This window comes from Microbacterium sp. S1037 (assembly GCF_048381605.1).
GTDB classification, from domain to species: domain Bacteria; phylum Actinomycetota; class Actinomycetes; order Actinomycetales; family Microbacteriaceae; genus Microbacterium; species Microbacterium testaceum_B.
Genome location: NZ_JBLWIG010000002.1, coordinates 196,800 through 217,846, shown reverse-complemented (window position 1 = coordinate 217,846; position 21,047 = coordinate 196,800). Strand labels below are relative to the sequence as shown.

The 21,047-nt window shown below is 69.5% G+C and carries 26 protein-coding genes; 14 read left to right on the top strand and 12 right to left on the bottom strand.

What is annotated here, in order from left to right:
* Positions 1-86 precede the first annotated feature (86 nt).
* Positions 87-494, top strand: coding sequence for a hypothetical protein (locus ACMW4R_RS11750; protein WP_058597800.1), 408 nt, complete (start codon positions 87-89; stop codon positions 492-494).
* Between the two features lie 60 nt (positions 495-554).
* Here ACMW4R_RS11750 and ACMW4R_RS11745 read toward each other — a convergent pair whose 3' ends face one another.
* Positions 555-1,523 carry an aldose 1-epimerase family protein gene (locus tag ACMW4R_RS11745; protein ID WP_058627261.1) on the bottom strand — a complete coding sequence of 323 codons (969 nt, stop codon included), beginning with the start codon at positions 1,521-1,523 and terminating at the stop codon, positions 555-557.
* Positions 1,524-1,608: 85 nt separating this feature from the next.
* Positions 1,609-1,779, bottom strand: a complete 171-nt coding sequence (locus ACMW4R_RS11740; protein ID WP_013586135.1) for a CsbD family protein — start codon at positions 1,777-1,779, stop codon at positions 1,609-1,611.
* A 134-nt stretch (positions 1,780-1,913) separates the two neighbouring features.
* Between ACMW4R_RS11740 and ACMW4R_RS11735 the strand changes: the two genes are divergently transcribed.
* Together ACMW4R_RS11735 and ACMW4R_RS11730 are read left to right on the top strand one after the other, a co-directional pair.
* The gene (locus tag ACMW4R_RS11735; RefSeq protein WP_058614920.1) at positions 1,914-2,555 is read left to right on the top strand and encodes a hypothetical protein; all 642 of its coding nucleotides are present in this window, start codon (positions 1,914-1,916) and stop codon (positions 2,553-2,555) included.
* Positions 2,552-3,865: a D-alanyl-D-alanine carboxypeptidase family protein gene (locus ACMW4R_RS11730; RefSeq protein WP_418300003.1), complete on the top strand. Its 1,314-nt coding sequence runs from the start codon at positions 2,552-2,554 to the stop codon at positions 3,863-3,865. The genes ACMW4R_RS11735 and ACMW4R_RS11730 overlap by 4 nt, the downstream gene beginning before the upstream one ends.
* A 9-nt stretch (positions 3,866-3,874) precedes the next feature.
* On the opposite strand, the gene ACMW4R_RS11725 is transcribed toward ACMW4R_RS11730, so the two are convergent.
* Entirely contained in the window at positions 3,875-4,615 is a 741-nt protein-coding gene (locus ACMW4R_RS11725) for a hypothetical protein (protein ID WP_418300002.1), read from the bottom strand.
* A gap of 102 nt (positions 4,616-4,717) precedes the next feature.
* Between ACMW4R_RS11725 and ACMW4R_RS11720 the strand changes: the two genes are divergently transcribed.
* The 3 genes from ACMW4R_RS11720 to ACMW4R_RS11710 all read left to right on the top strand — a co-directional run bounded on the left by ACMW4R_RS11720 (position 4,718) and on the right by ACMW4R_RS11710 (position 6,286).
* Complete coding sequence (locus tag ACMW4R_RS11720; RefSeq protein ID WP_418300001.1) at positions 4,718-5,677, top strand: ADP-ribosylglycohydrolase family protein; 960 nt, start codon at positions 4,718-4,720, stop codon at positions 5,675-5,677.
* Between the two features lie 97 nt (positions 5,678-5,774).
* Positions 5,775-6,023, top strand: coding sequence for a type II toxin-antitoxin system Phd/YefM family antitoxin (locus tag ACMW4R_RS11715; protein WP_058627265.1), 249 nt, complete (start codon positions 5,775-5,777; stop codon positions 6,021-6,023).
* On the top strand, positions 6,020-6,286 hold the full coding sequence (locus ACMW4R_RS11710; protein WP_058614924.1) for a Txe/YoeB family addiction module toxin: 267 nt from the start codon (positions 6,020-6,022) through the stop codon (positions 6,284-6,286). Before ACMW4R_RS11715 ends, ACMW4R_RS11710 begins: the two co-directional genes overlap by 4 nt.
* Before the next feature lie 101 nt (positions 6,287-6,387).
* On the opposite strand, the gene ychF is transcribed toward ACMW4R_RS11710, so the two are convergent.
* Positions 6,388-7,461, bottom strand: a complete 1,074-nt coding sequence (ychF, locus tag ACMW4R_RS11705; RefSeq protein ID WP_418300000.1) for a redox-regulated ATPase YchF — start codon at positions 7,459-7,461, stop codon at positions 6,388-6,390.
* Between the two features lie 40 nt (positions 7,462-7,501).
* Positions 7,502-8,251 (bottom strand): class I SAM-dependent methyltransferase, encoded by a 750-nt coding sequence (locus ACMW4R_RS11700; protein WP_418299999.1) that lies wholly within the window; start codon positions 8,249-8,251, stop codon positions 7,502-7,504.
* Between the two features lie 214 nt (positions 8,252-8,465).
* On the opposite strand from ACMW4R_RS11700, the gene ACMW4R_RS11695 reads away from it, so the two are divergent.
* Both ACMW4R_RS11695 and ACMW4R_RS11690 read left to right on the top strand, forming a co-directional pair.
* Positions 8,466-9,062, top strand: coding sequence for a 3'-5' exonuclease (locus ACMW4R_RS11695; protein ID WP_418299998.1), 597 nt, complete (start codon positions 8,466-8,468; stop codon positions 9,060-9,062).
* A gap of 53 nt (positions 9,063-9,115) precedes the next feature.
* The gene (locus tag ACMW4R_RS11690; RefSeq protein ID WP_418300267.1) at positions 9,116-10,459 is read left to right on the top strand and encodes a DNA recombination protein RmuC; all 1,344 of its coding nucleotides are present in this window, start codon (positions 9,116-9,118) and stop codon (positions 10,457-10,459) included.
* Positions 10,460-10,493: 34 nt separating this feature from the next.
* Here ACMW4R_RS11690 and ACMW4R_RS11685 read toward each other — a convergent pair whose 3' ends face one another.
* Together ACMW4R_RS11685 and glpX are read right to left on the bottom strand one after the other, a co-directional pair.
* Complete coding sequence (locus ACMW4R_RS11685; protein ID WP_058597811.1) at positions 10,494-10,703, bottom strand: hypothetical protein; 210 nt, start codon at positions 10,701-10,703, stop codon at positions 10,494-10,496.
* 256 nt (positions 10,704-10,959) lie between these two features.
* Positions 10,960-11,949, bottom strand: a complete 990-nt coding sequence (glpX, locus tag ACMW4R_RS11680) for a class II fructose-bisphosphatase (protein WP_058597812.1) — start codon at positions 11,947-11,949, stop codon at positions 10,960-10,962.
* A 176-nt stretch (positions 11,950-12,125) separates the two neighbouring features.
* Between glpX and fbaA the strand changes: the two genes are divergently transcribed.
* Positions 12,126-13,154: a class II fructose-bisphosphate aldolase gene (gene fbaA / locus ACMW4R_RS11675; RefSeq protein ID WP_058597813.1), complete on the top strand. Its 1,029-nt coding sequence runs from the start codon at positions 12,126-12,128 to the stop codon at positions 13,152-13,154.
* 92 nt (positions 13,155-13,246) lie between these two features.
* On the opposite strand, the gene ACMW4R_RS11670 is transcribed toward fbaA, so the two are convergent.
* The 5 genes from ACMW4R_RS11670 to ACMW4R_RS11650 are packed head-to-tail and all read right to left on the bottom strand — an operon-like array spanning position 13,247 to position 16,661.
* Positions 13,247-13,792: an MOSC domain-containing protein gene (locus tag ACMW4R_RS11670; RefSeq protein ID WP_058597814.1), complete on the bottom strand. Its 546-nt coding sequence runs from the start codon at positions 13,790-13,792 to the stop codon at positions 13,247-13,249.
* A 9-nt stretch (positions 13,793-13,801) separates the two neighbouring features.
* Positions 13,802-14,482: a zf-HC2 domain-containing protein gene (locus ACMW4R_RS11665; protein ID WP_193754849.1), complete on the bottom strand. Its 681-nt coding sequence runs from the start codon at positions 14,480-14,482 to the stop codon at positions 13,802-13,804.
* Positions 14,483-14,499: 17 nt separating this feature from the next.
* Positions 14,500-15,006, bottom strand: a complete 507-nt coding sequence (locus tag ACMW4R_RS11660; RefSeq protein ID WP_058614930.1) for a sigma-70 family RNA polymerase sigma factor — start codon at positions 15,004-15,006, stop codon at positions 14,500-14,502.
* A gap of 54 nt (positions 15,007-15,060) precedes the next feature.
* A complete protein-coding gene (locus ACMW4R_RS11655; RefSeq protein WP_418299997.1) occupies positions 15,061-15,603 on the bottom strand; it encodes a DUF6264 family protein in 543 nt (180 codons plus the stop codon).
* Positions 15,600-16,661 carry a 4-hydroxy-3-methylbut-2-enyl diphosphate reductase gene (locus tag ACMW4R_RS11650; protein WP_193751282.1) on the bottom strand — a complete coding sequence of 354 codons (1,062 nt, stop codon included), beginning with the start codon at positions 16,659-16,661 and terminating at the stop codon, positions 15,600-15,602. Before ACMW4R_RS11650 ends, ACMW4R_RS11655 begins: the two co-directional genes overlap by 4 nt.
* Before the next feature lie 57 nt (positions 16,662-16,718).
* Here ACMW4R_RS11650 and xseA point away from each other — a divergent pair, with 57 nt between their 5' ends.
* From xseA to ACMW4R_RS11625, 5 genes are read left to right on the top strand one after another with little or no spacing between them, the layout of a single operon-like run.
* Complete coding sequence (gene xseA / locus ACMW4R_RS11645; RefSeq protein WP_418299996.1) at positions 16,719-18,050, top strand: exodeoxyribonuclease VII large subunit; 1,332 nt, start codon at positions 16,719-16,721, stop codon at positions 18,048-18,050.
* A gap of 10 nt (positions 18,051-18,060) precedes the next feature.
* Positions 18,061-18,291, top strand: coding sequence for an exodeoxyribonuclease VII small subunit (locus ACMW4R_RS11640; RefSeq protein WP_013586103.1), 231 nt, complete (start codon positions 18,061-18,063; stop codon positions 18,289-18,291).
* On the top strand, positions 18,291-18,923 hold the full coding sequence (locus ACMW4R_RS11635; protein ID WP_058597820.1) for a DUF4245 family protein: 633 nt from the start codon (positions 18,291-18,293) through the stop codon (positions 18,921-18,923). Before ACMW4R_RS11640 ends, ACMW4R_RS11635 begins: the two co-directional genes overlap by 1 nt.
* A 35-nt stretch (positions 18,924-18,958) precedes the next feature.
* On the top strand, positions 18,959-19,606 hold the full coding sequence (locus ACMW4R_RS11630; protein ID WP_081317466.1) for a carbonic anhydrase: 648 nt from the start codon (positions 18,959-18,961) through the stop codon (positions 19,604-19,606).
* A gap of 32 nt (positions 19,607-19,638) precedes the next feature.
* A complete protein-coding gene (locus ACMW4R_RS11625; protein WP_058614933.1) occupies positions 19,639-21,033 on the top strand; it encodes a class II fumarate hydratase in 1,395 nt (464 codons plus the stop codon).
* Positions 21,034-21,047 lie beyond the last annotated feature (14 nt).

Genomic DNA, 21,047 nt, shown 5'->3' with positions numbered 1-21,047 from the left:
AGGGGGGAGAAACCGTCGCACGCCGCCCGGCCGGGGCGTACCGTTAAGAGGAAGGCGGCCCGAACCGCCTCCGGAAAGGTCCCCCCATGAAGATCGTGTCCTCCTCCGACTGGCGGGATGCCATCGCGTTCGACGTTCCGGTCCTCGTCGCCGACGTGGTCCCCGGCGAACCCACTCGCTGCGTGGCGTGCGGCACGGCCGGCGAGCTGTTCGAGCGCACCGAACTGTGGGCGGTCAAGCACCGTCACCCGAAGCACCACGGCGGTTTCGTCCGCTTCTATTGCGAGACCCACAAGCCCGCCGCCGCTCCCCCGCCGCCGGCGCCCGTCGCGGTCAAGCGCGCACGCACCGCGGCGCCCCGCGCGGAACGGCGCCCGAGCAGCCCGAAGGCCGTCGCTGTCACCGATCGCCCGATGCGGACCATGTGCCCCGACTGCTTCGTCGAGGTCTCGGCCGGCGGCGACTGCGGCATGTGCGGCGCACAGGTCGTCTGACACGCACACGAAGAACCGCCCCGTCGCCTGAGCATCGGGGCGGTTCTTCGTGTGAGCGGCTCAGCGCGCCGAGATCGTCCACCCGGCCTCGGACGAAGCGCCCGGAGCCAGGGCGATCACCCCGGTGTCGTAGTCGTAGGAGCCGTCGTTGAAGGCGTCCGGAGCGCAGGTCATGGGCTCGACGGCGAGTCCCGCGCGGTGTCCCGGAGTTCCGGGGCCCGCGGGAAGGTCGGCAGTGTGGATCTGTACCCACGGGCAGGACTCGTCCCACGTCATCGCCACGCCGGTTCCCGAGGGATCGGTGAGCGTGACGGTCGCGCGAGCGCCGGCATCCCGGATCAATCCCGTGTACGCGTGGTCGATCTCGACCGCGCCGAGCACGCGAGGTTCGCGGAAGTCGAAGCGCTCCGCGTCGACGGTGACGGATGCCAGTGCCACCGGCGCGAGGCGGTCCGGCGTCACCTCCAGGACGGTTTCGGCGGGAAGCTCGAGGGTCCACTCGTCCAGCGTCGCGGGCCCGGCGACGAGGTAGGGATGCGGACCGGTCCCCCACGGAGCAGGCGTGTCCGAGAGGTTCGTCGCCCGGACCGTCTGCGCCAGGCCGTCGGCATCCAGGCGGTACGTCGTCGAGACGACGAGCCACCAGGGGTATCCGGCCTGGGCCGGAACGGTCGCGGTGAGCGTCACGGCGTCGTCCGAGGCGTCGAGGATGTTCCAGCTCACCCACGACAGGAGCCCGTGCAGAGCGTGTGCCCGGTTGGGTTCGGTCAGGGCGAGCTGGTGCTCCTCACCGCCGAAACGGTGGATGCCGTCGACCACGCGGTTGGGCCAGGGAGCGAGCGTCGTTCCCCGGTAGGCGGGGCGGACCTCGTCCTCAGCGAAGGGGACGACGAGATCGCGACCGTCGAACGTGAGGGAGCGCAACGAGGCCCCGACGCTCGCAATCGCGGCCTCGTAACCGTGGGCACGTAGGACGACGGGGGTACCCGAGACCGGAGTGGGGGTCTCGGTGGGAACAGCATCGGTCATTCCGCCATTATCGCGGGGGAAACGACGCGCGGCGGAAACGACGAATGCCCCGACCGCCAGGGTCGGGGCATTCGGGGAGGGCGACTTACTTGAAGGCGTCCTTGACGTTCTCGCCGGCCTTCTTGACGTTGGCCTTGCTCTGCTCGGCCTGGCCCTCGGCTTCGAGTCGCTCGTTGTCCGTGGCCTTGCCCCAGGCTTCCTTCGCCTTGCCGGTGAGGTCTTCAGCGGCGTTCTTGATCTTGTCGTCGAGTCCCATGTCGGCTCCTCCCGCGTCATGCTCGGGTCTTTCCCGATGAGGCCACGCTATGTCGCTGAATGTCATGTTTCAGGGGGGTTGAATTTCGGGATCGAGTGGGGAACAGACGGCGGTGCACGACTAGGTTCGACATTGTGGGTCCCCTTCGAACCGCTCTCGCCGGCGCCACCGCGCTCCTCGGTTTGACGTTCACGCTCGTCTCGTGCACCTCGGCACCGACCTCCTCCGGCTTGATGGATGTCGCCACCCTCCCCACCGCTCAATCGGAGGCGCTCCCCGCCGTAGAGGTCGTCTCGGTGGCATCTGCGATCGTCGTCAGCCTCGAGCACGCCACCGTGGAGGGCGGCACCGCGCAGGAACCTCTGGGCTATCGAGCTGACGCCGTGGACGGTTGGCGGTCGGCCCTCGGCTCCGACTCGGCGAGTTCGGGTTCCCCCTCGGCCGACGGGGTCGTCGCCCATGACTGGCCCGGACTGCGGCTGCTCCTGGCCGACGACGACGACGAAGGCTCGGTCTCGATCACCGCAGCCGAGGTGAACGGGCACCCCGTTCGCACCGCCCACGGCCTGGCCGTCGGGTCGACGCGCGCGGAGGCGATGGCCGCTGGGGCCCTCCCGGGTTCCGGGCACGAGCTGCGCATCGACGTTCGCGAGGTCCCGGGCACGTCCTCTGCGGAGCGACCGGACAGCGTGGGAACGGAGTTCATCGCCCTCGAGATGAACGGCGACACCGTGGCATCCATTCGCGTCCCGGCGAACGATTTCGGCGAGCGATGAGCGAGGACAGTCCGTTCGGCGATCTGCTCGACGGCGCGAATGAGGTCGAACGCCCGAGCGGACGCGGTGGACGCATCGCCCTGATCGTCTTCCTCGTCCTCGTGCTGGTGGTCTTCGGCGGAAGCGGCGGCTACGTCTGGTGGGCTTCGGCGGCGCCGTTGGCTGCCCCGACGGTCACGTCTTCCGCGCCGAGCGTCGCCCCCGGCGCGAAGGCCGAGGTCAGGCTCCCCGCCTCCGGCTCGATGCTCGTCAGTGTCGCGGGTGGTGAGTCCTACCTCGGACCGGATGCCGCCGGCGCATGGTTGTCGTCGGGGGGCGACGACGCGCGACCCATCGCGAGCATCGCGAAACTCGTCACCGCGCTCGTCGTACTCGACGCTCACCCGCTGGCAGACGCGAACGATCCCGGGCCGACGATCGCCTACACCGAAGCCGATACCGACCTCTACGACCAGTACTACGTCCGCGGCGCGACGATCGCGCGGATGCCCGATGGGCTCAAGCTGTCGTTGCACGACTCGCTCGAGACCATGCTCCTGCCGTCGGCGAGCAACTACGCCACGGCGATCGCCCGCTGGGCCTACGGCTCGGATGGCGCCTATGTCGACGCCGCGCGCTCCTGGCTGAGCAGGAACGGGCTGAACTCGACCCGGATCGTGGATGCCACGGGCATCGACGACCGCAACACGAGCACGCCGAGCGACCTCCTCGCGCTCGGCCGGATCGCCGCGGCCAATCCCACGATTGCCGCGATCGCCGCGACGCAGTGGGCCGACCTCCCCGCGGGCCCGGGGAACATCGAGAACACCAACGCCCTCCTCGGCACCTCCGGGATCACGGGGTTGAAGACGGGCAACCTCGGTGACGGCACCTTCAACCTGCTCTTCACGTCTGTTCTCGACGTCGGCATCGGCGCGCCGCTGCACGTCCTCGGTGTCCGCCTGGGCGGCGAGACCCGAGCGAGCGCGAATCAGGATGTCGTCGTTCTTCTCGAGAGCATCCGGGATGGATTCCACACTCTTCAGGTGGGGACGGTCGGCGCCGAGGTGGGCGAGATCACGACCCCCTGGGGATCGTCGGCGAAGGTCGTCGTGGCGCAGAACGCCTCGATCATGACGTGGTCGGACACGCCCGTGGCCACCTCACTCGACACGACGACGCCGGAGAAGTACGCCGACGGAGAGAAGGTCGGCACGATCACCTGGACGGCGGGGCCGAACACCGCCTCGGCCGACGTGAAGATCTCGGGGGCGATCGAGGAGCCGACGCTGTGGTGGCGGCTGACTCATCCCACCCAGCTCGGTGGCTGACGCTCGGGGCTATCCCCGTGGCGCCACCGTGGTGGGTGCGTAGCCCGCGAAGCCGTCGATCCTCTGCTGGCCGAGGGTCGTCCCGAGCTCGTGACGCGCGGCGGGCGTGACCCAGTAGAAGTGCACGGCCGCGTAGGTCGCCTGGGGCGCGGCATCCAGAGCGAAAGGCGCGATGTTCCAGGAACCGAGCACGCCCTCCGTGCCGTCGCCCGTATCCCGCTCGATGCGCAGGACCGGCGTCTTGACGAGGCGCGCCTGCGACGCCCCGGTCGAGTTGGTCGTCGTGGCCCAGATTCCCGTCACCTCGTCCCACGGGATGTTCACCGCCGCACCCTGGAAGCGCACCGCGATTCCGCTGCGTCCGACCGCGATGCACTGGCGGTTGCCCCACGAGGCGCGGCTGCGCGAGGCCGCGATCAGATTCAGGAACACGAGCACGGCGAACAGCCCCAGGATGCCGAACATCACGGCGATCACGTAGGGCATGGGCCCCTGCATCGAGGGTGTCGTCCCCGCTTGCGAGAGAACGCCCCACACGATCCACCCGCACATGAGGGCGATGAGGCCGAACGCGATCGTGAGGATCAGCGGCGGACGCCGCAAGGGCGCGACGTGCAACCAGTCGTCCGGCGCGCGCTCGAAGGTGCGGTTGAACATCTCCGCCGGAAGCAACCGCAGGCGCTTTCGAGAGGCGAAGGGCGTCGCCCACCCGGGCGGAATGAAGGCGGTGCGGGGATTCGGCGCGTTCACGGCGGCCAGTTTACGAAAGTGCGGACGGGTTGTCGGCGGGGCTGGACAACGTGTCCGTTCGGCCGCAGCGCTCGAGCGCGGAGGTGCTCGTACGCTGGGAGGATGGCACACCTCTCCCCCGCCCAGATGGATCGCGCCGTCGGAACCGTCATCGTGTCGGCCGCAGGCGACGCTCTCGGCTCGGCGTACGAGTTCGGCCCGGCACTCCCCGACGAGGTCACCCCCGAGTTCGGCGTGGGGCACTTCGGCCACGGAGCCGGAGAGTGGACCGACGACACGAGCATGGCGATCCCGGTGCTCGACGAGCTGGCCGCGGGGCGCCGGCTCACCGACCCCGCCGCTCTCGAGCGCATCGTGGCGGCGTGGCAGGGGTGGGCTCAGAGCGCCCTCGACGTGGGTGCGCAGACACGGCACGTCCTCGGCCGTATCCCGTCGCCCCCGATGATGGATGCCATCCGCACAGCCGCGCGCGCCGTGCATGACGAGACCGGGCGAAGCGGCGGCAACGGCTCGCTGATGCGCACCGGTCCCGTCGCCCTCGGCTACCTCGACCGTCCCGATCTCACCGCCGCGGCTGCGGCAGTCGCGCAGCTCACGCACTGGGAAGACGACAACGTCGACGCCTGCGCCCTGTGGTGCGCGGCCATCCGTCATGGCATCCTGACCGGCGAACTCGACATGTGCGGACAGCTCGACGTCGTGCCGCAGGACCGTCGCGACCGGTGGGCGGCGCTGATCGACGAAGCCCTGGTTTCCGGCCGTCACCCACGCGACTTCCGGGATGCGAACGGCTGGGTCGTGCGGGCATTCCAGGGTGCGCTGGCCGCGGTCTCCGGAGCCGCCGGACCCCTGGATGCCATCGAGCGCGCGGTCCGCGGCGGGAACGACACCGACACCGTCGCGGCCATCGCCGGCTCCCTCGCCGGTGCCGTCTGGGGCGCGGACGCACTCCCCGACTCGCACACGACCGTTCTGCACGGGTGGCCGGGTATCGACGCGGCGGAGCTCGCGCGGCGCGCGCGGCTCGCGGTGGGGGCGTCGGCCGTGTCGGCGTGGGGCTAGCGGGTCTCTCCCCCGGATCGTCGCGCTCCACGGCGCACCCCAGCGGCCACCACCAACTCCTGAGTGGTACCATTTCTGGTACGACTTCGGAGGACTCATGGCCATCACGACGAGCGAAGCACGCCGCGACCTTTTCGGCCTCATCGAGCGCGTCAACCTCGACCACACGGAGGTCGAGATCACCTCGAAGCGCGGTTCCGCCGTTCTCATGTCGAAGGACGAGTACGACTCGCTCGTCGAGACCAGCTATCTGCTCCGCTCCCCCGAGAACGCCCGTCGTCTGCTGAGTGCCCTGGCAAGCGCTCGCGACGACGCGATCGAAGAACACGACCTCATCGAGCCGTGAGCGGCCGCAAGCTGGCCTGGACAGCCGAGGGGTGGGACGACTACCTGTACTGGCAGACACAGGACCGCAAGACCCTGCGCCGCATCAACCAGCTGATCGCCGACACCCTCCGCGACGACCCGTTCGAGGGAATCGGCAAGCCCGAAGCCCTCAAACACGCCCTCGCCGGCGCCTGGTCACGCCGCATCGACGAGGCGAACCGCCTCGTCTACGTCGCGAACGACACCCACATCACGATCTTGCAGGCGCGGTACCACTACTGACCTCGACGAACGGGTAGCCTCCACCGGAATCCGGGAACAGGCGGATGAACGCTGGGCGGAAGGATCCCGCTCGTGCGGACGACCCGAGATGGACGTTCGTGTCAGTTGTTGAAGCGGAACTCCACCACGTCGCCGTCCTGCATCACGTAGTCCTTGCCCTCGAGGCGCGCCTTGCCCTTCGCGCGGGCTTCGGCGACCGAGCCCAGCTCGATGAGGTCGTCGAACGAGATGACCTCGGCCTTGATGAAGCCCTTCTCGAAGTCGGTGTGGATGACACCGGCCGCCTGCGGCGCCTTCGCACCCTGCGGGATCGTCCACGCGCGCGCTTCCTTGGGACCCGCCGTGAGGTAGGTCTGGAGACCGAGGGTGTCGAAGCCGATACGGGCGAGCTGATCGAGCCCCGACTCGTCCTGGCCGGTGGATGCCAGCAGCTCGGCGGCATCCTCGGGGTCGAGGTCGATCAGCTCGGACTCGATCTTGGCATCCAGGAAGACGGCCTTCGCGGGAGCGACCAGCGCCGAAAGCTCATCCTTCTTCGCCTGGTCGGTGAGCACGGCCTCGTCGACGTTGAACACGAAGATGAAGGGCTTTGCGGTCAAGAGCCCCAGCTCACGGATGGGCGAGAGGTCGAGACCGGATGCCGAGAGCAGCACGCCGCGCTGCAGCGCGTCCTGCGCGGCCTTGGCGGCGTCGAGAACCGAGGGATCGAGCTTCTTGCCCTTGACCTCTTTCTCGTACCGGGTGATCGCCTTCTCGAGGGTCTGGAGGTCGGCGAGCTGCAGCTCGGCGTTGATCGTCTCCATGTCGCTCGCGGGATTGACCGCTCCGTCGACGTGGACCACGTCGTCGTCGGCGAATCCGCGGACGACCTGGGCGATGGCATCCGCTTCACGGATGTTCGCGAGGAACTGGTTGCCGAGGCCCTCACCCTCGCTCGCGCCCCGCACGATCCCGGCGATGTCGACGAACGACACCGCGGCGGGAACGAGCCGCTCGCTGCCGAAGACATCGGCGAGCTGCTGAAGGCGCACATCGGGAAGGTTCACGACCCCGACGTTCGGCTCGATGGTCGCGAACGGGTAGTTCGCCGCGAGCACCGAGTTCTTGGTCAGGGCGTTGAAGAGGGTCGACTTTCCGACGTTGGGAAGGCCGACGATTCCGATGGTAAGAGCCACGGGAGTCCAGGTTACCCGGCCCGGAGCCCGCTCACCCGCGTCAGGGTCGTCGTGCCCGGAACGCGTGGGTCACGTACGGGAGCGCGACCGAACCTCCATCGGCGAGTCCGGGAACGGATGCCAGCACTCCGTCGACCGCCGCATCGATGGCTGCTCGCCTCTCGGCGCTGGCCGTGATGATGTCGCTCCGCGAGACGACGAGGTCGCGCAGTTGGGGCAGAGTGATCCGTCGCTCCCAGCGCCACTCGTGGTGTTCCAGGCTCTCGTACGGCTCGGCGACGCGTGGACCGGTCGTGGCGAGGAGCACCTCGGCATTCGAGCCGCCCATGGCCTCGGTGAGCCTCCGCACCCAGTCCACGGCGTCGTCGCGGATGTTCCAGATCAGCCCGAGCACTCCCCCGCTGCGCAAGACCCGTGCCGTCTCGCGCGAGGCCGCCTCGACGTCGACCCAGTGCCAGGCCTGGCCCATCACGACGGCATCCAGACCCGAGTCAGGCAGCGGCAGCTGCTCGGCCGTGCCGACGAAGGTGGGCACACCGCGCGCGTTCTCTCGCAGGGTCGCGAGCATGTCGGCATCCGGATCCACCGCCACCACATCGGCGCCAAGCTCGACCACGGCGCGCGTCAGCTTGCCGGTTCCGGCGCCGACATCGGCGACGCGGAGCGCCCGGCCCGCCTCCCGCACGGGATCCAGCAGCCAGGCCACCGCCTCGGACGGGTAGCCCGGCCGCCCCGATTCGTAAGCGGCCGCTGCCTGTCCGAACGACCTCGACTTGTGCTGGGCGCTCATGCTCCGACCCTACGCCGCGCCTCCGACACGAGCAGCCCCGCGCCGTCCTGCGGAGTTCGCCGAACCACCTCAGCGTGTCGCACACGTGTCGCCGGCGTGTCGCACACGGACTCCGCGTGACGGCACGACATGTCGCGCGCGGGCTCCGACACCGGATGCCGAGCCCCTCGGCGCGCCTCTTCGGGTCGTCGCCGCGGCGGGTGAGAGTGGACACGTGGGACTGGACTTCACGGCGATCGACTTCGAGACGGCGAATTCCAGTGGCGCGTCGGCCTGTGCGGTCGGTCTGGCCCGCGTGCGCGACGGTCGTGTCGTCGCCACCGCCGCGTGGCTCATCAAACCGCCGCCCGGACACGACCACTTCGCTCCGATCAACGTGGGCATCCACGGGATCCGAGCGGCCGATGTCGTGAACGCGCCCGACTGGAGCGCCCAGCTCGCGCGCCTCACCGCGTTCGCCGGCGCCGACGTGCTGGTCGCCCACAACGCCGGCTTCGACATGTCGGTCCTGCGTCGCGCGTGCGCCGCGACGGGTGACGAGTGTCCGCCCTATCGCTACCTCTGCAGCGTGCAGATGTCTCGGAAGACCTACACGCTGCCGTCGTACCGCCTGCCCCTCGTGGCCGAGGAAGCGGGATGCTCGCCCTTCGCCCACCACGACGCTCTGGCCGACGCGGTCGCGTGCGCCGAGATCACGATCGACTGCGCGCGCCGCGCCGGGGTCGGCGACGTCCACGCCCTCGCGGCGCACCTGGGCGTCCGCGTGTCGCAGATCGCCGTCGAGCCCGTCGCGGAGCGCGCCGTCGCCTGACGCTCGCGGCCCGTCTTTCCGGCGATGTCGGAGGTCTGGTGCATGCTGACCTCATGGATGCCATCGCCCTCGTTCTCGTGATCCTCGCCCTCGCGCTCGGCGTCGCCGGCGGGTGGTTCCTCGGATCCGCGCGGGCCTCTGCGAGCGCCGCCACCGAACAAGCTGATCTCCTCGCCCGGGTCGCCGCCTCCGATGCCGCGCGCGCGGGACTCCAGGCGCAGCTCGACCATCAGACGGCCCTCTACAGAGAGGCCGTCGGTCAATCCCGCACCGACCAGGCCGCTCGCGAAGAACGCGAACGTCGCGACCAGACGGTGCTGCGCGCCCTCGACCCCGTGCGCGAGACCCTCGAGGCGATGCAGCGCAAGGTCGACGGGCTCGAGCGCGACCGCGTCGAGCAGTACTCCGCCCTGGGCGAGCAGTTGCGGATGTCGCGTGAGGCCGACGAGGCTCTGCGTGCCACCACCGAAGCCCTCGCGTCGGCGATGCGGTCCGGGAGCACGCGCGGCGTCTGGGGAGAGACGCAGCTGCGTCGGGTCGTCGAAGCCGCCGGACTCACGCGATACGTCGATTTCGACCTGCAGGCCTCCATCACCTCCGACGCGGGTGCGGGTCGACCCGACATGGTCGTCCGGCTCCCGGGTGGCAAAGCTCTGGCGGTGGATGCCAAGGTCCCCCTCGACGCCTATCTCCAGGCCAGCGCGATCCCGGTGACCGCGCAGGGCGACGAGGGCGCTCGCCGTGCGACGCTGCTCGCCCGTCACGCCAAGGCGGTCCGGGGTCACGTCGACGCTCTCGCGCGAAAGACCTACTGGGCGGGCCTCGAGAGCAGCCCGGAGTTCGTGGTGTGCTTCATCCCGAGCGAATCGCTCTTGGCCTCGGCTCTCGACGAAGACCCGACGCTTCTCGACTACGCGTTCTCCCGACGGGTGGCTCTTGCTTCACCGGTGAACCTATGGGCGGTTCTGAAGACCGTCGCGTTCACCTGGACCCAGCAAGACGTGTCCGACGAAGCGCGCGCGCTTTTCACCCTCGGCTCGGAGCTGTACGAGCGTGTCGGCGTCCTCGCCGGGCACGCCGGCGACCTCCGCCGGGCGATCGAGCGCACGGTCGACAGTTACAACAAGTTCGCCGGATCACTCGAGTCGCGCGTGCTGGTGACGGCGCGGAAGTTCCCAGGGATCGACGAGACGAAGCTCGATGCCGTCTCCCCTCCCGCTTCGATCGAGGCGACGCCGCGGCGCTGGGCGGCCCCCGAGTTCATCGACTCCGCGACGACACCGATCGATGACGGCTCGACGGCGGACAGCGCGGTGGAGGGAGACCACCGGAGTGTCGCATCAGCCGATCTGGGCGACGTGCGGATCCGCGCGGGCCTCGAGTCGGAGGAGCGCTAAGCGGAATCGACGGAGAGAGAGGCTGCGGGGTGGCTCAAGAGCCGCCGGGGACCCAACTCAAGAGGCTGACGACAGCCGCGGATACGCCGACGAATGCGCCGACCATCCACCAGGCGCTGATCTCGTGGCCGTCGTCGCGGCGAACGCGAAGCAGCACATCGGGGCGGCGCGCAGGGTCAACGGCGTCGGCGATGACCGCCTGCGCCCCGGTCTGGGGTGCGGTTTGGTTCGTGGGAGTTGCCATGGACGATCCCCCTTCGGGTCTCGGAAGAACACAGCGTCGCCGTTGACACTGCACACGATTCTGCCAGACCACCCCCGCGACACCGGTCACGCTTGCGTCACGACACGCCCGGCTGTAGGTGTGCGTTCCGCGTCCGTCGCCGCGCCTCCCACCGGAGCTCCACCGCGGAGCAAGGGCGACGCGCTACCGGGTCAGTGCCGTCTCGCTGAGCGCGGCCGGGCGGCGGCTGTGCTCAGCGAGACGGAGCGCTACCGATTCAGAGCCACTTCGACGTCAAGTGCTCAGACGAGATGCGACGAAGCGTTCCCGACGCGCCACGGAGCACGACGCTCTCGGTGTAGATGAAGTCGCCGTCGCGGCGCACACCCTGCACCAGCTGGCCGTCGGTCACACCGGTGGCGACGAAGATCGTGTTCTTGCCCTTGACGAGGTCGTCGGCCTCGTAAACCGTGCCGTCGACCTTCAGGCCGGCGTCGACGCCCTTCTGCTTCTCCTCGTCGTTGCGGGGAGCAAGAACACCCTGAATGTGTCCACCGAGCGCCTTGATCGCGCACGCGGTGACGATGCCTTCCGGGCTGCCTCCGATACCGACGCACATGTCGGTACGGGCATTGTGACGGGCGGCGTTGATCCCGCCGGCGACGTCGCCGTCGCTCATGAGGCGGGTGCCCGCACCGGCCGCGCGGATGTCGGCGATGAGCTGTTCGTGACGCGGACGGTTCAACACCGACACGACGATCTCGTCGACGGGCTTGCCGAGGGCTTTCGCGAGCAAGCGGATGTTCTCGCCGATGGGGAGCCGGATGTCGACGACCCCGACGCCGGCAGGTCCGGTGACCAGCTTGTCCATGTAGAAGACGCTCGATGCGTCGAGCATCGTTCCCTGGTCGGACACGGCGATCACCGAGAGGGCGTTCTGACGCCCCGCCGCCGTGAGCGAGGTGCCGTCGATCGGGTCGACCGCGACGTCGCACCGCGGTCCGCGCCCGCTTCCGACACGCTCGCCGTTGTAGAGCATCGGGGCGTTGTCCTTCTCGCCCTCGCCGATGACGATCGTGCCGTCGAAGTTGACCGTGCTGAAGAACGCGCGCATGGCGTCGACGGCCGCACCGTCCGCCGCTTCCTTGTCACCACGACCGATGAAGGGGACTGCCCGGATGGATGCCGCCTCGGTCGCGCGAACCAGCTCGAGAGCCAGGTTCCGATCGGGGTGCAACGGACTCATATCGGATGTCAGGCTCACCATGTGGCCACTGTAGCCACGCGAGATGTGACAATCGGCCAATTTCCGGCGCCCGCCGACGAAGGAATCTCGATTTTTATCGCTGGCGCATACTCCGCCACTTCCTCACCCGACAGCCTCAGCACGATCCAGCACCTTCGCTAGGCTGACGGTGTCCCCGCAACGACACAAGGAGCACAATGCCCGTCGCCACCCCTGAGCAGTACGCCGAGATGCTGGACCGCGCCAAGGCCGGCAGCTTCGCGTACCCCGCGATCAACGTCTCGAGCTCGCAGACCATCAACTCGGTGCTCCAGGGCCTGACCGAGGCCGGTTCTGACGGCATCCTGCAGGTCACCACCGGCGGCGCCGACTACTTCGCCGGCCACACGGTCAAGGCCCGCGCCACCGGCGCGCTCGCCTTCGCCAAGTACGTCACCGAGGTCGCCAAGAACTATCCCGTAACGGTCGCGCTCCACACCGACCACTGCCCCAAGGACGCGCTCCCCGGGTTCGTGCTCCCCCTCCTCGAAGCATCCGAGGAAGAGGTCAAGGCCGGCCGCAACCCGATCTTCCAGTCGCACATGTGGGACGGCTCGGCCGTTCCCCTCGACGAGAACATCGACATCGCCGCCGAGCTCCTCCCCCGCATGAAGAACATCAACGCCATCCTCGAGATCGAGGTCGGCGTCGTCGGCGGCGAAGAGGACGGCGTTCAGCACGAGGGCTCGAACGAGGCCCTCTACACGACCGTCGCCGACGTGACCAAGGCCGTCGAGCGTCTCGGCCTCGGCGAGAACGGCCGCTACATCTCGGCCCTCACGTTCGGAAACGTCCACGGCGTGTACAAGCCCGGCGGCGTCAAGCTCCGCCCCGAGCTGCTCGGCGAGATCCAGGAGGGCATCGCCGCGAAGTTCGGCACCGGCCCGAAGCCTCTCGACCTCGTCTTCCACGGCGGCAGCGGCTCGAGCGACGAAGAGATCGCCCTCGCGGTCGCGAACGGCGTCGTCAAGATGAACATCGACACCGACACGCAGTACGCCTTCACCCGTTCGATCGCGGGCTACATGTTCTCGAACTACGAGGGCGTGCTGAAGATCGACGGCGAGGTCGGCAACAAGAAGCAGTACGACCCCCGTGCCTGGGGCAAGGTCGCCGAGTCGGCCATGGCCGTCCGCGTGGTCGAAGCCACCAAGCAGCTGGGTTCGTACGGCCAGTCCAAGAGCTGACCCGACCCTCTCTCGCGAATGCCCCGGCTCCGGCCGGGGCATTCGTCGTTTCCGACACCGGATGCCACGTCCGTGAGCGTGCGGGCGCTGGCTCAGGCGCGGTAGACCTCGAGCACCGTGGGCGCGCCCTCGGGGGACGACAGCACCTCGATGGCATCCCCCGCCCGGACATCTCCCGCGCGCCGGACCCGGAGGTACGCGCCGAGGCGTCCCTCGTCGGAGAAGCGCTTCACCCACCCTCGGGCGTCGCGTCCGCCGACCCAGCGCGCGAACGTCGCGCACGGCGTGCGCGGCATGGTGACCTCGACCTCGACGGTGTCGCCGATGCGCCAGATCTCGCCGATGCGCGCCGCGTTGACATCGATGCCGTCCACCCGGAGGTTCTCACCGAACCACCCCGGGTGCAGATCGCGGCCCAACTGGTTCTCCCAGTACGCCGCGTCCGCCTCGGAGTATGCGTACACCGCCTTGTCGCGCCCGCCGTGGTGTTTGCGGCTCGCCTGGACATCCGCGCGTACGCCGAGCGGGCCCAGACGAACGGGACCGTCGAGCGCGCGCTTGTCGATCGCGGTCACCCCGACGGACCCCGCGTCCGGGTGGAGCTGGTGGACGGCGCAGACGGCGACGAGGCGTGGCATCCGTCGATGCTACGGGGTGGAGAAGTCCCTCCGCATGACGACGCGATCGCCGTCGACGGAACGGATCTCGATCGAGCCGATGCTCGATGCTTCGAGGTCGGTGCCGGCGCTGAGCTCGGTCGTGGCCCCGGGGCCGGCGCGCCAGGTCGAGAGCACCGAGGTCGAGCCGGAGTCATCGGTCACCGCCAGAGCGTAGGGCCAGCCACCGGGCGGGGCATCGAGCACCTCACCCGTGTATTGGCACACGAGGTCGATCCGGGTGCCCCACGCAACCGGGGTCAGTTTGACCGACGCCTCGAGCGGAGCCCCGCCGACCTCGTCGAGGGCGTAGGTCGTCCCCGACGACGAAGAGGCGTTGGTGATCGTGACGACGGTCGGCACGCCCACGGCGACCACGGCGAGGGATGCCGCCAGGGTCCACGCCGTGATCCGCCGGGCCCGACGCCGACGCGCGGTCTGCACGACGCGGGTCCGGAGCGAGGGATGGGGCAGGGCGATGGGGACCGGACCGCTCGATGCATCGATCGCCCGGGCACGGTCAGCCGACAGTCGCGAGAGCAGGCCCGCCGTGGGCGCGAGCTCCGCCACAGCCGTCCGGCACTCCGCGCAGATCGCGAGATGCCCCTCGTACTCCGCGCGATCCGCCGCCGACAGGGCACCCAGAACGTAGGCACCGTCCCACTCGGACATCCGTGAGTGATCGGCGTTCATCGCGTCACCCCCCTCTCCTGCAGGGCGAGCCGCAGTGCTCGCACCGCGTAGTGCAGTCGCGACTTGACGGTCCCCGCCGGGATGCCGAGCTCCTCGGCCGTCTGCGCGACGCTCCGACCGCCGTAGTACGCGCTCACGATCACCGCACGGTGATCGGGCGTCAGGGTCGAGAGCGCCTCCTCGACGAGCAACGCGTCGAACATGGCATCCGTGTCGTCGTCGCGTCCCGCGTCCGGCACCTCGTCGACGGCCAGCTCGTGGCGACGACGGGCGCTGCGCGCCTCGTCGATGACGAGGTTGCGGGCGACCGTGAACATCCACGACCGCAGCGATCCCGGATCATCGCTCATGATGCGCGGCGACCGCCACGCCCGCAGCAGCGTCTCCTGCACGACGTCGTCCGCTCCCGCGTGGTCGCCCGTGAGACTGACCACGTACCGCCAGACGGGCGCCGCGTGGGCGTCGTAGAGCGCGGTCAGACGCGCGTGATCTTCTCGCACCACGGCCGGCTCCTCTCTCGGGTTCTCAGAAGAACACGGGATGCCGGCCCCGTCGGTTCACTTCGAGATGCCGTCCATCAGCGCGGAGAGGTAGGCGGGGTCGCTGACGATGGCGATCGCGATGCAGGTGCCGCCCACGAGGGCGGCCACGGCGAAGCCGACGAGAGGGATCCAGAAGGCGATCCGGCCGCGCTTGAGCCGACGCCAGGTCAGCAGAGCGGTGACGAGGTAGACGACGCCGTAGACCACGGCGGCCACCGCACCCCAGACGAAACCGGCGGCCAGGTTCGAGTAGGTCGCGTCGACGTTGAGGACCTTCGCCGCCTGCTCGGCATAGTGAGGGAAGTCCAGCACCTGCACGATCGTCGTGACGACCGAGAACAGCCCGTAGACGAGCAGCATGAGCGTGATGACGCGGTCGACCAGGGGCCCGCGGGCCGGCGCCGGTGCGACGGTGGCCGACGCCGGAGCGGCCGGCTGCGGGGCGACGCCCGCATCGAGCGACTCCGTGACCTCCGGACGCTGGATGCGAGCCTGCTGCTCCTCGGGCGTCGCGTACTCCCCGAACTGCGGACGCGGCCGCGGGTCGGCGTCGCTCACGAACGACCCCGGCCGCCCAGCGCCCGCTGGTCGCGCTGGCCGGCGGCATCCTGACGCAGCTCCTTCGGGAGCGAGAAGATCAGGTCTTCCTCGGCGGTCCGTACTTCTTCGACGTCGCGGTAGCCCGCGCCGGCGAGCTCCTCGAGCACCTCGGTCACGAGCACCTCGGGCACCGACGCGCCGCTGGTGACGCCGACCGTCTCGACGCCGTCGAGCCACTCCTGCTTGACCTCGTCGACGTAGTCGACCCGGTAGGCGGCCTTGGCACCGTGCTCGAGCGCGACCTCGACGAGGCGCACGCTGTTGGAGGAGTTCGCGGAGCCCACGACGATGACGAGGTCGGCGCCGACGGCGACCTTCTTGATCGCGACCTGACGGTTCTGGGTGGCGTAGCAGATGTCGTCGGAGGGCGGGTCCTGCAGGTGCGGGAAGCGCAGGCGGAGTCGGCGAACCGTCTCCATCGTCTCGTCGACCGACAGCGTCGTCTGCGAGAGCCACACCACCTTCGACGGGTCGCGCACCTCGACGGTGTCGGCGTGCTCGGGCGAGTTGACGACGGTGACGTGCTCGGGAGCCTCGCCGGCGGTCCCCTCGACCTCTTCATGGCCGTCGTGGCCGATCAGCAGGATCTCGTAGTCATCGCGCGCGAAGCGCACGGCCTCGCGGTGCACCTTGGTGACGAGGGGGCACGTGGCGTCGATGGCCTGCAGGCCGCGGTCGGACGCCGCGGAGACGACGGCGGGCGAAACGCCGTGCGCGCTGAAGACGACGTGCGAGCCCTCGGGGACCTCGTCGACCTCTTCGACGAAGATCGCGCCCTTCTTCTCGAGCTCGGTCACCACGTGGATGTTGTGCACGATCTGCTTGCGCACGTACACGGGGGCACCGTAGCGGTCGAGGGCCTTCTCGACGGCGACGACGGCGCGGTCCACACCGGCGCAGTATCCGCGCGGTGCCGCCAGCAGCACCTTCTTCTGGCCTTTGACCGGGATATCCTGGAGCCGCCCACGTCGACCCGGAATCCGGGGAACGGGCAGTTGGACGACAGGTGTGCTCACCCCTCGATTCTACCGGGGCGCCCCTGGACGACGGCCGAACCCCGCAGACTGGAGCCCATGACCTCGTTCCATCCCGAGACGGTACCCGGCGAGGCGCCCCCCGCCGACTCGGTCCACCCTCGCGACTCGCGAACCGACACCCCCACGTCGGTGTCGCGCCTGAACGACACGATCCGCGGCTTCATCGAACGCTGGGGCTCGGTCTGGGTCGAGGGCGAGATCACCTCGTTCAACCGTCGGGGTGGCAACGTCTTCGGTCGCTTGAAAGACCTCAACACCGAGTCCACGGTGGCGTTCCGCATCTGGTCGAGCACGCTCGCGCGCCTCCCCAAGGACTTCCAGGTGGGCGACCACGTCGTGGCATGCGTCAAGGCGGACTACTTCCCCCGCACGGGCGACTTCTCGTTCGCGATCTCCGCCATGCGTCACGTCGGCCTCGGCGAACAGCTCGAGCGGCTCGAGCGACTGCGCGTGCAGCTGCGTTCCGAGGGTCTGTTCGACCCCGTGCGCAAGAAGAAGCTGCCCTTCCTCCCCCACTGCATCGGCCTCATCACGGGTGAGAACTCGGACGCCGAGAAAGACGTGCACCGCAACGCCGAGCTGCGTTGGCCGCGGGTGAACTTCCGCACGAAGTACGCCGCGGTCCAGGGCGACCGCTGCGTCCCGGAGACCCTGGCCGCGTTGAAGGCTCTGGATGCCGACCCCGAGGTCGACGTCATCATCATCGCCCGTGGGGGCGGCGATCCGCAGACCCTTCTCGGCTTCAGCGACGAGCGCCTGTTGCGCACGGTGGCCGCGGCATCCACGCCGGTCGTCAGCGCGATCGGCCACGAGAACGACCGACCCCTGCTCGACGAGGTCGCCGACCTCCGCGCCTCCACACCCACCGACGCCGCAAAACGCGTGGTTCCCGACGTCGCCGAACAGCGGGCTCTCGTCGCGCAGCTGCGCGCACGGCTGACCGGACGCCTCACGCAGCGCGTGCTGCACGACATCGCCCAGCTCGAGCAGATCCGTTCGCGTCCGTCGCTGCGCACCCCGCACGCCATGCTCACCTCACGGGCGCAGGAGCTGTGGATGCTCTCGAACCGCGGCCGTGACATCGTCGATCGCCGACTCGAGAGTGAACAGCGCCGGACACGCGAGCTGAGCGCGTCCCTGCGCGCGCTCTCGCCCCTCGGGACACTCGCACGCGGTTATGCGATCGCCCAGGTCGAGGGCGGTGCGATCGTCCGCGACGCGAGCCAAGCCCCCGCCGGAACCGCGCTCACCGTCACGGTCGCGCGCGGATCGCTGACGGCCCGCTCGGAAGGCGAGATCGATGGGACGCCCGTCGCTCCGCTCGACGGCGAGGCATCGGGCGACGGCGTGTCGGTGGGTCCCGCCTAAGATGGATGCCATGACCGCGACGACTCCCGGACCCTCGGCAGACGTCGCGACCCTCTCTTTCGAACAGGCACGCGATGAACTCGTGCGCGTCGTGTCCGAGCTCGAGCAGGGCGCGCCCACGCTGGAGGAGTCGCTGGCCCTCTGGGAGCGCGGCGAACAGCTCTACGCGCGCTGCGAAGAGTGGCTCCTCGGGGCCAAGCGCCGTCTCGACGCCGCCCGCGGCGAGGGCGAGGACGCCTGATGGCCCGCGTCGTCGCCGAGCTCGGCCGTCCCGAGACTCCGGAGGAGACCGCAGCCCGCAAGGCCGAGTCGTCCCGCCGCTATCGCTCGAGCAAGACCTTCCGCAACCTGATCGCGGCGCTGCTGGTGACCGTCGCGGTCGTCTTCGTCGTCGTCGCCGCGGTCCCGCGCGGCGAGCCGGTCCCCCGCCCCGAGCCGGATGTCCCCGCACTGGCCGCCGACCTCGAGACCGATCGCGGCCGCCCCGTGCTGACACCCTCGCTCGGTGAGGGCTGGCGGGTCAACCAGGCCACGGTCGAAGGCGTCGGAGGCACCGAGGCCTGGACGATGGTCTACGTCCGGTCGGGCGAGTCCGGATTCCTCCGTGTCGCCCAGGGCTTCGACACCGACGAGGCCTGGGTCGCTCAGGTCCTCGACGGAACACGGAGCACCGAGACCACCGAGATCGACGGGATCACCTGGAACGTCTACCGCCCGGCCAACCCGTCCGGCACCGGCAACATCGACTATGCGCTGGCGACCCCCGCCGGCCCCGACTACGTGCTCGTCTACGGTGACGCCGCGCCCGAGACCGCGGCACTCGCGGCGGCGTCGGTGTCCGCGCAGGTGAAGCAGCTGAAAGAGATCCCGTGAGCGCACCCCTGACCCCCGGCCAGGTCTGGCAGCAGATGGTCGAAGGCAACCGCCGGTTCGTGACCGGAGCACCCGCGCACCCGCGTCAAGACGTCGAGCGCCGCGCCGAGCTCGCCGGTTCGCAACATCCGACCGCCGCCCTGTTCGGGTGCTCCGACTCGCGCCTGGCCGCCGAGATCATCTTCGACGAGGGACTCGGCGACCTCTTCGTGGTCCGTAACGCCGGCCAGGTCATCTCGGATTCAGTGATCGGCAGCCTCGAGTACGCCGTCGGCGTCCTCGAAGTGCCCCTCATCGTCGTCCTCGCCCACGACGCGTGCGGCGCTGTCGGTGCCGCGATCGAGAGCACCGGCGTCGACGCGCCGACCCTCCCCGCGTACATCTGGCGTCAGATCGCGCCGATCGTGCCCGCGGTGCGTCGCGTGCAGCGCCAGACCGCGGTGGACGGACACCTGCCCGACCATGTCGACCCCGAACTCGTCGGGCGCGAGCATCTGCGCCACACCGTCGGCGAGCTGCTCCGCGCATCCGAGCTCATCAGCGAAGCCGTCGCCGAGGGCCGCACCGCGGTCGTCGGGGCCAACTACCGACTCGACGAGGGGGAAGCGTTCCCCGTCGTCATCGTGGGCGACGTCGACGACCCCCGGGTCGACGACCCCCGCTTCGCGGACACCCGCATCTGAGAACCGAACGAACGACCTGGAGGAACGACGACGTGACCGACACCGAGTACCGCATCGAGCACGACACCATGGGTGAAGTGCGCGTGCCGAAGGACGCCCTATACGCGGCGCAGACGCAGCGCGCGGTCGAGAACTTCCCGATCTCGGGCTCGGGTCTCGAGTCGACGCAGATCGCGGCACTGGCCCGGATCAAGAAGGCCGCGGCCCTCGCGAACAAGGATCTCGGCACTCTCGACGGTCGGATCGCGGATGCCATCGCCCAGGCTGCGGATGAGGTCGTCACCGGGGTGCACGACGCCCACTTCCCCGTCGACACGTACCAGACCGGCAGCGGCACGTCGTCGAACATGAACATGAACGAAGTGCTCGCGACCCTCGCGACGCGCATCCTCGGTTCGACGGTGCACCCCAACGACCACGTCAACGCCTCGCAGTCGTCGAACGACGTCTTCCCGACGTCCGTGCACATCGCCGTGACCCAGGCGCTCATCACCGACCTCATCCCCGCGCTCGACCACCTCGCGGTCGCCCTCGAGGCCAAGGCCGATGCCTGGAAGGGCATCGTGAAGTCGGGCCGCACGCACCTCATGGACGCGACGCCCGTCACGCTCGGTCAGGAATTCGGCGGCTACGCCCGCCAGATGCGTCTCGGCATCGAGCGCGTGGAGGCCGTCCTCCCCCGCGTCGGCGAGGTCCCCCTGGGCGGAACGGCCGTCGGCACCGGCATCAACACGCCGCTCGGCTTCCCGCAGAAGGTCATCGAGATCCTCGCCGCCGAGACGCAGCTCCCGATCACCGAGGCCAAGGACCACTTCGAGGCTCAGGCCAACCGGGACGGTCTCGTCGAGGCATCCGGAGCCCTCCGCACGATCGCGGTGTCGCTCACGAAGATCAACAACGACATCCGCTGGATGGGTTCGGGCCCGAACACGGGTCTCGGCGAACTCCACATCCCCGACCTGCAGCCCGGCTCGTCGATCATGCCCGGCAAGGTCAACCCCGTCGTCCCCGAGGCCACCCTCATGGTCTGCGCGCGCGTCATCGGCAACGACGCCACGGTCGCCTGGGCCGGCGCATCGGGATCGTTCGAGCTGAACGTCGCCATCCCCGTCATGGGGACGGCCCTGCTGGAGTCGATCCGCCTGCTCTCCAATGCCGTGCGCGTGCTCGCCGACAAGACCATCGACGGTCTCGAAGCCAACGTTGCTCGCGCCGAGGCCTTCGCCGGCATGTCCCCGTCGATCGTCACACCCCTGAACAAGGTCATCGGCTACGAGGCGGCTGCGAAGATCGCGAAGCACGCCGTCGCCAAGGGCATCACCGTGCGTGAGGCCGTCATCGACCTGGGCTACGTCGAGCGCGGCGAGATCACCGAAGAGGTGCTGGACGCCAAGCTCGACCTGCTCTCGATGACCCACCCGGGCTGAGCCCCGCAAGATCG

What these genes read in the sequence shown, in the direction of transcription:
- ACMW4R_RS11750 (WP_058597800.1), top strand. Translation starts at nt 87, where the DNA reads ATGAAGATCGTGTCCTCCTCCGACTGGCGGGATGCCATCGCGTTCGAC.
- ACMW4R_RS11640 (WP_013586103.1), top strand. Translation starts at nt 18,061, where the DNA reads ATGACCGCGACGACTCCCGGACCCTCGGCAGACGTCGCGACCCTCTCT.
- ACMW4R_RS11715 (WP_058627265.1), top strand. Translation starts at nt 5,775, where the DNA reads ATGGCCATCACGACGAGCGAAGCACGCCGCGACCTTTTCGGCCTCATC.
- ACMW4R_RS11690 (WP_418300267.1), top strand. Translation starts at nt 9,116, where the DNA reads ATGGATGCCATCGCCCTCGTTCTCGTGATCCTCGCCCTCGCGCTCGGC.
- ACMW4R_RS11670 (WP_058597814.1), bottom strand. Translation starts at nt 13,792, where the DNA reads ATGCCACGCCTCGTCGCCGTCTGCGCCGTCCACCAGCTCCACCCGGAC.
- xseA (WP_418299996.1), top strand. Translation starts at nt 16,719, where the DNA reads ATGACCTCGTTCCATCCCGAGACGGTACCCGGCGAGGCGCCCCCCGCC.
- ACMW4R_RS11720 (WP_418300001.1), top strand. Translation starts at nt 4,718, where the DNA reads ATGGCACACCTCTCCCCCGCCCAGATGGATCGCGCCGTCGGAACCGTC.
- fbaA (WP_058597813.1), top strand. Translation starts at nt 12,126, where the DNA reads ATGCCCGTCGCCACCCCTGAGCAGTACGCCGAGATGCTGGACCGCGCC.
- ACMW4R_RS11665 (WP_193754849.1), bottom strand. Translation starts at nt 14,482, where the DNA reads ATGTCCGAGTGGGACGGTGCCTACGTTCTGGGTGCCCTGTCGGCGGCG.
- glpX (WP_058597812.1), bottom strand. Translation starts at nt 11,949, where the DNA reads ATGGTGAGCCTGACATCCGATATGAGTCCGTTGCACCCCGATCGGAAC.
- ACMW4R_RS11635 (WP_058597820.1), top strand. Translation starts at nt 18,291, where the DNA reads ATGGCCCGCGTCGTCGCCGAGCTCGGCCGTCCCGAGACTCCGGAGGAG.
- ACMW4R_RS11700 (WP_418299999.1), bottom strand. Translation starts at nt 8,251, where the DNA reads ATGAGCGCCCAGCACAAGTCGAGGTCGTTCGGACAGGCAGCGGCCGCT.
- ACMW4R_RS11740 (WP_013586135.1), bottom strand. Translation starts at nt 1,779, where the DNA reads ATGGGACTCGACGACAAGATCAAGAACGCCGCTGAAGACCTCACCGGC.
- ACMW4R_RS11685 (WP_058597811.1), bottom strand. Translation starts at nt 10,703, where the DNA reads ATGGCAACTCCCACGAACCAAACCGCACCCCAGACCGGGGCGCAGGCG.
- ACMW4R_RS11745 (WP_058627261.1), bottom strand. Translation starts at nt 1,523, where the DNA reads ATGACCGATGCTGTTCCCACCGAGACCCCCACTCCGGTCTCGGGTACC.
- ACMW4R_RS11730 (WP_418300003.1), top strand. Translation starts at nt 2,552, where the DNA reads ATGAGCGAGGACAGTCCGTTCGGCGATCTGCTCGACGGCGCGAATGAG.
- ACMW4R_RS11630 (WP_081317466.1), top strand. Translation starts at nt 18,959, where the DNA reads ATGGTCGAAGGCAACCGCCGGTTCGTGACCGGAGCACCCGCGCACCCG.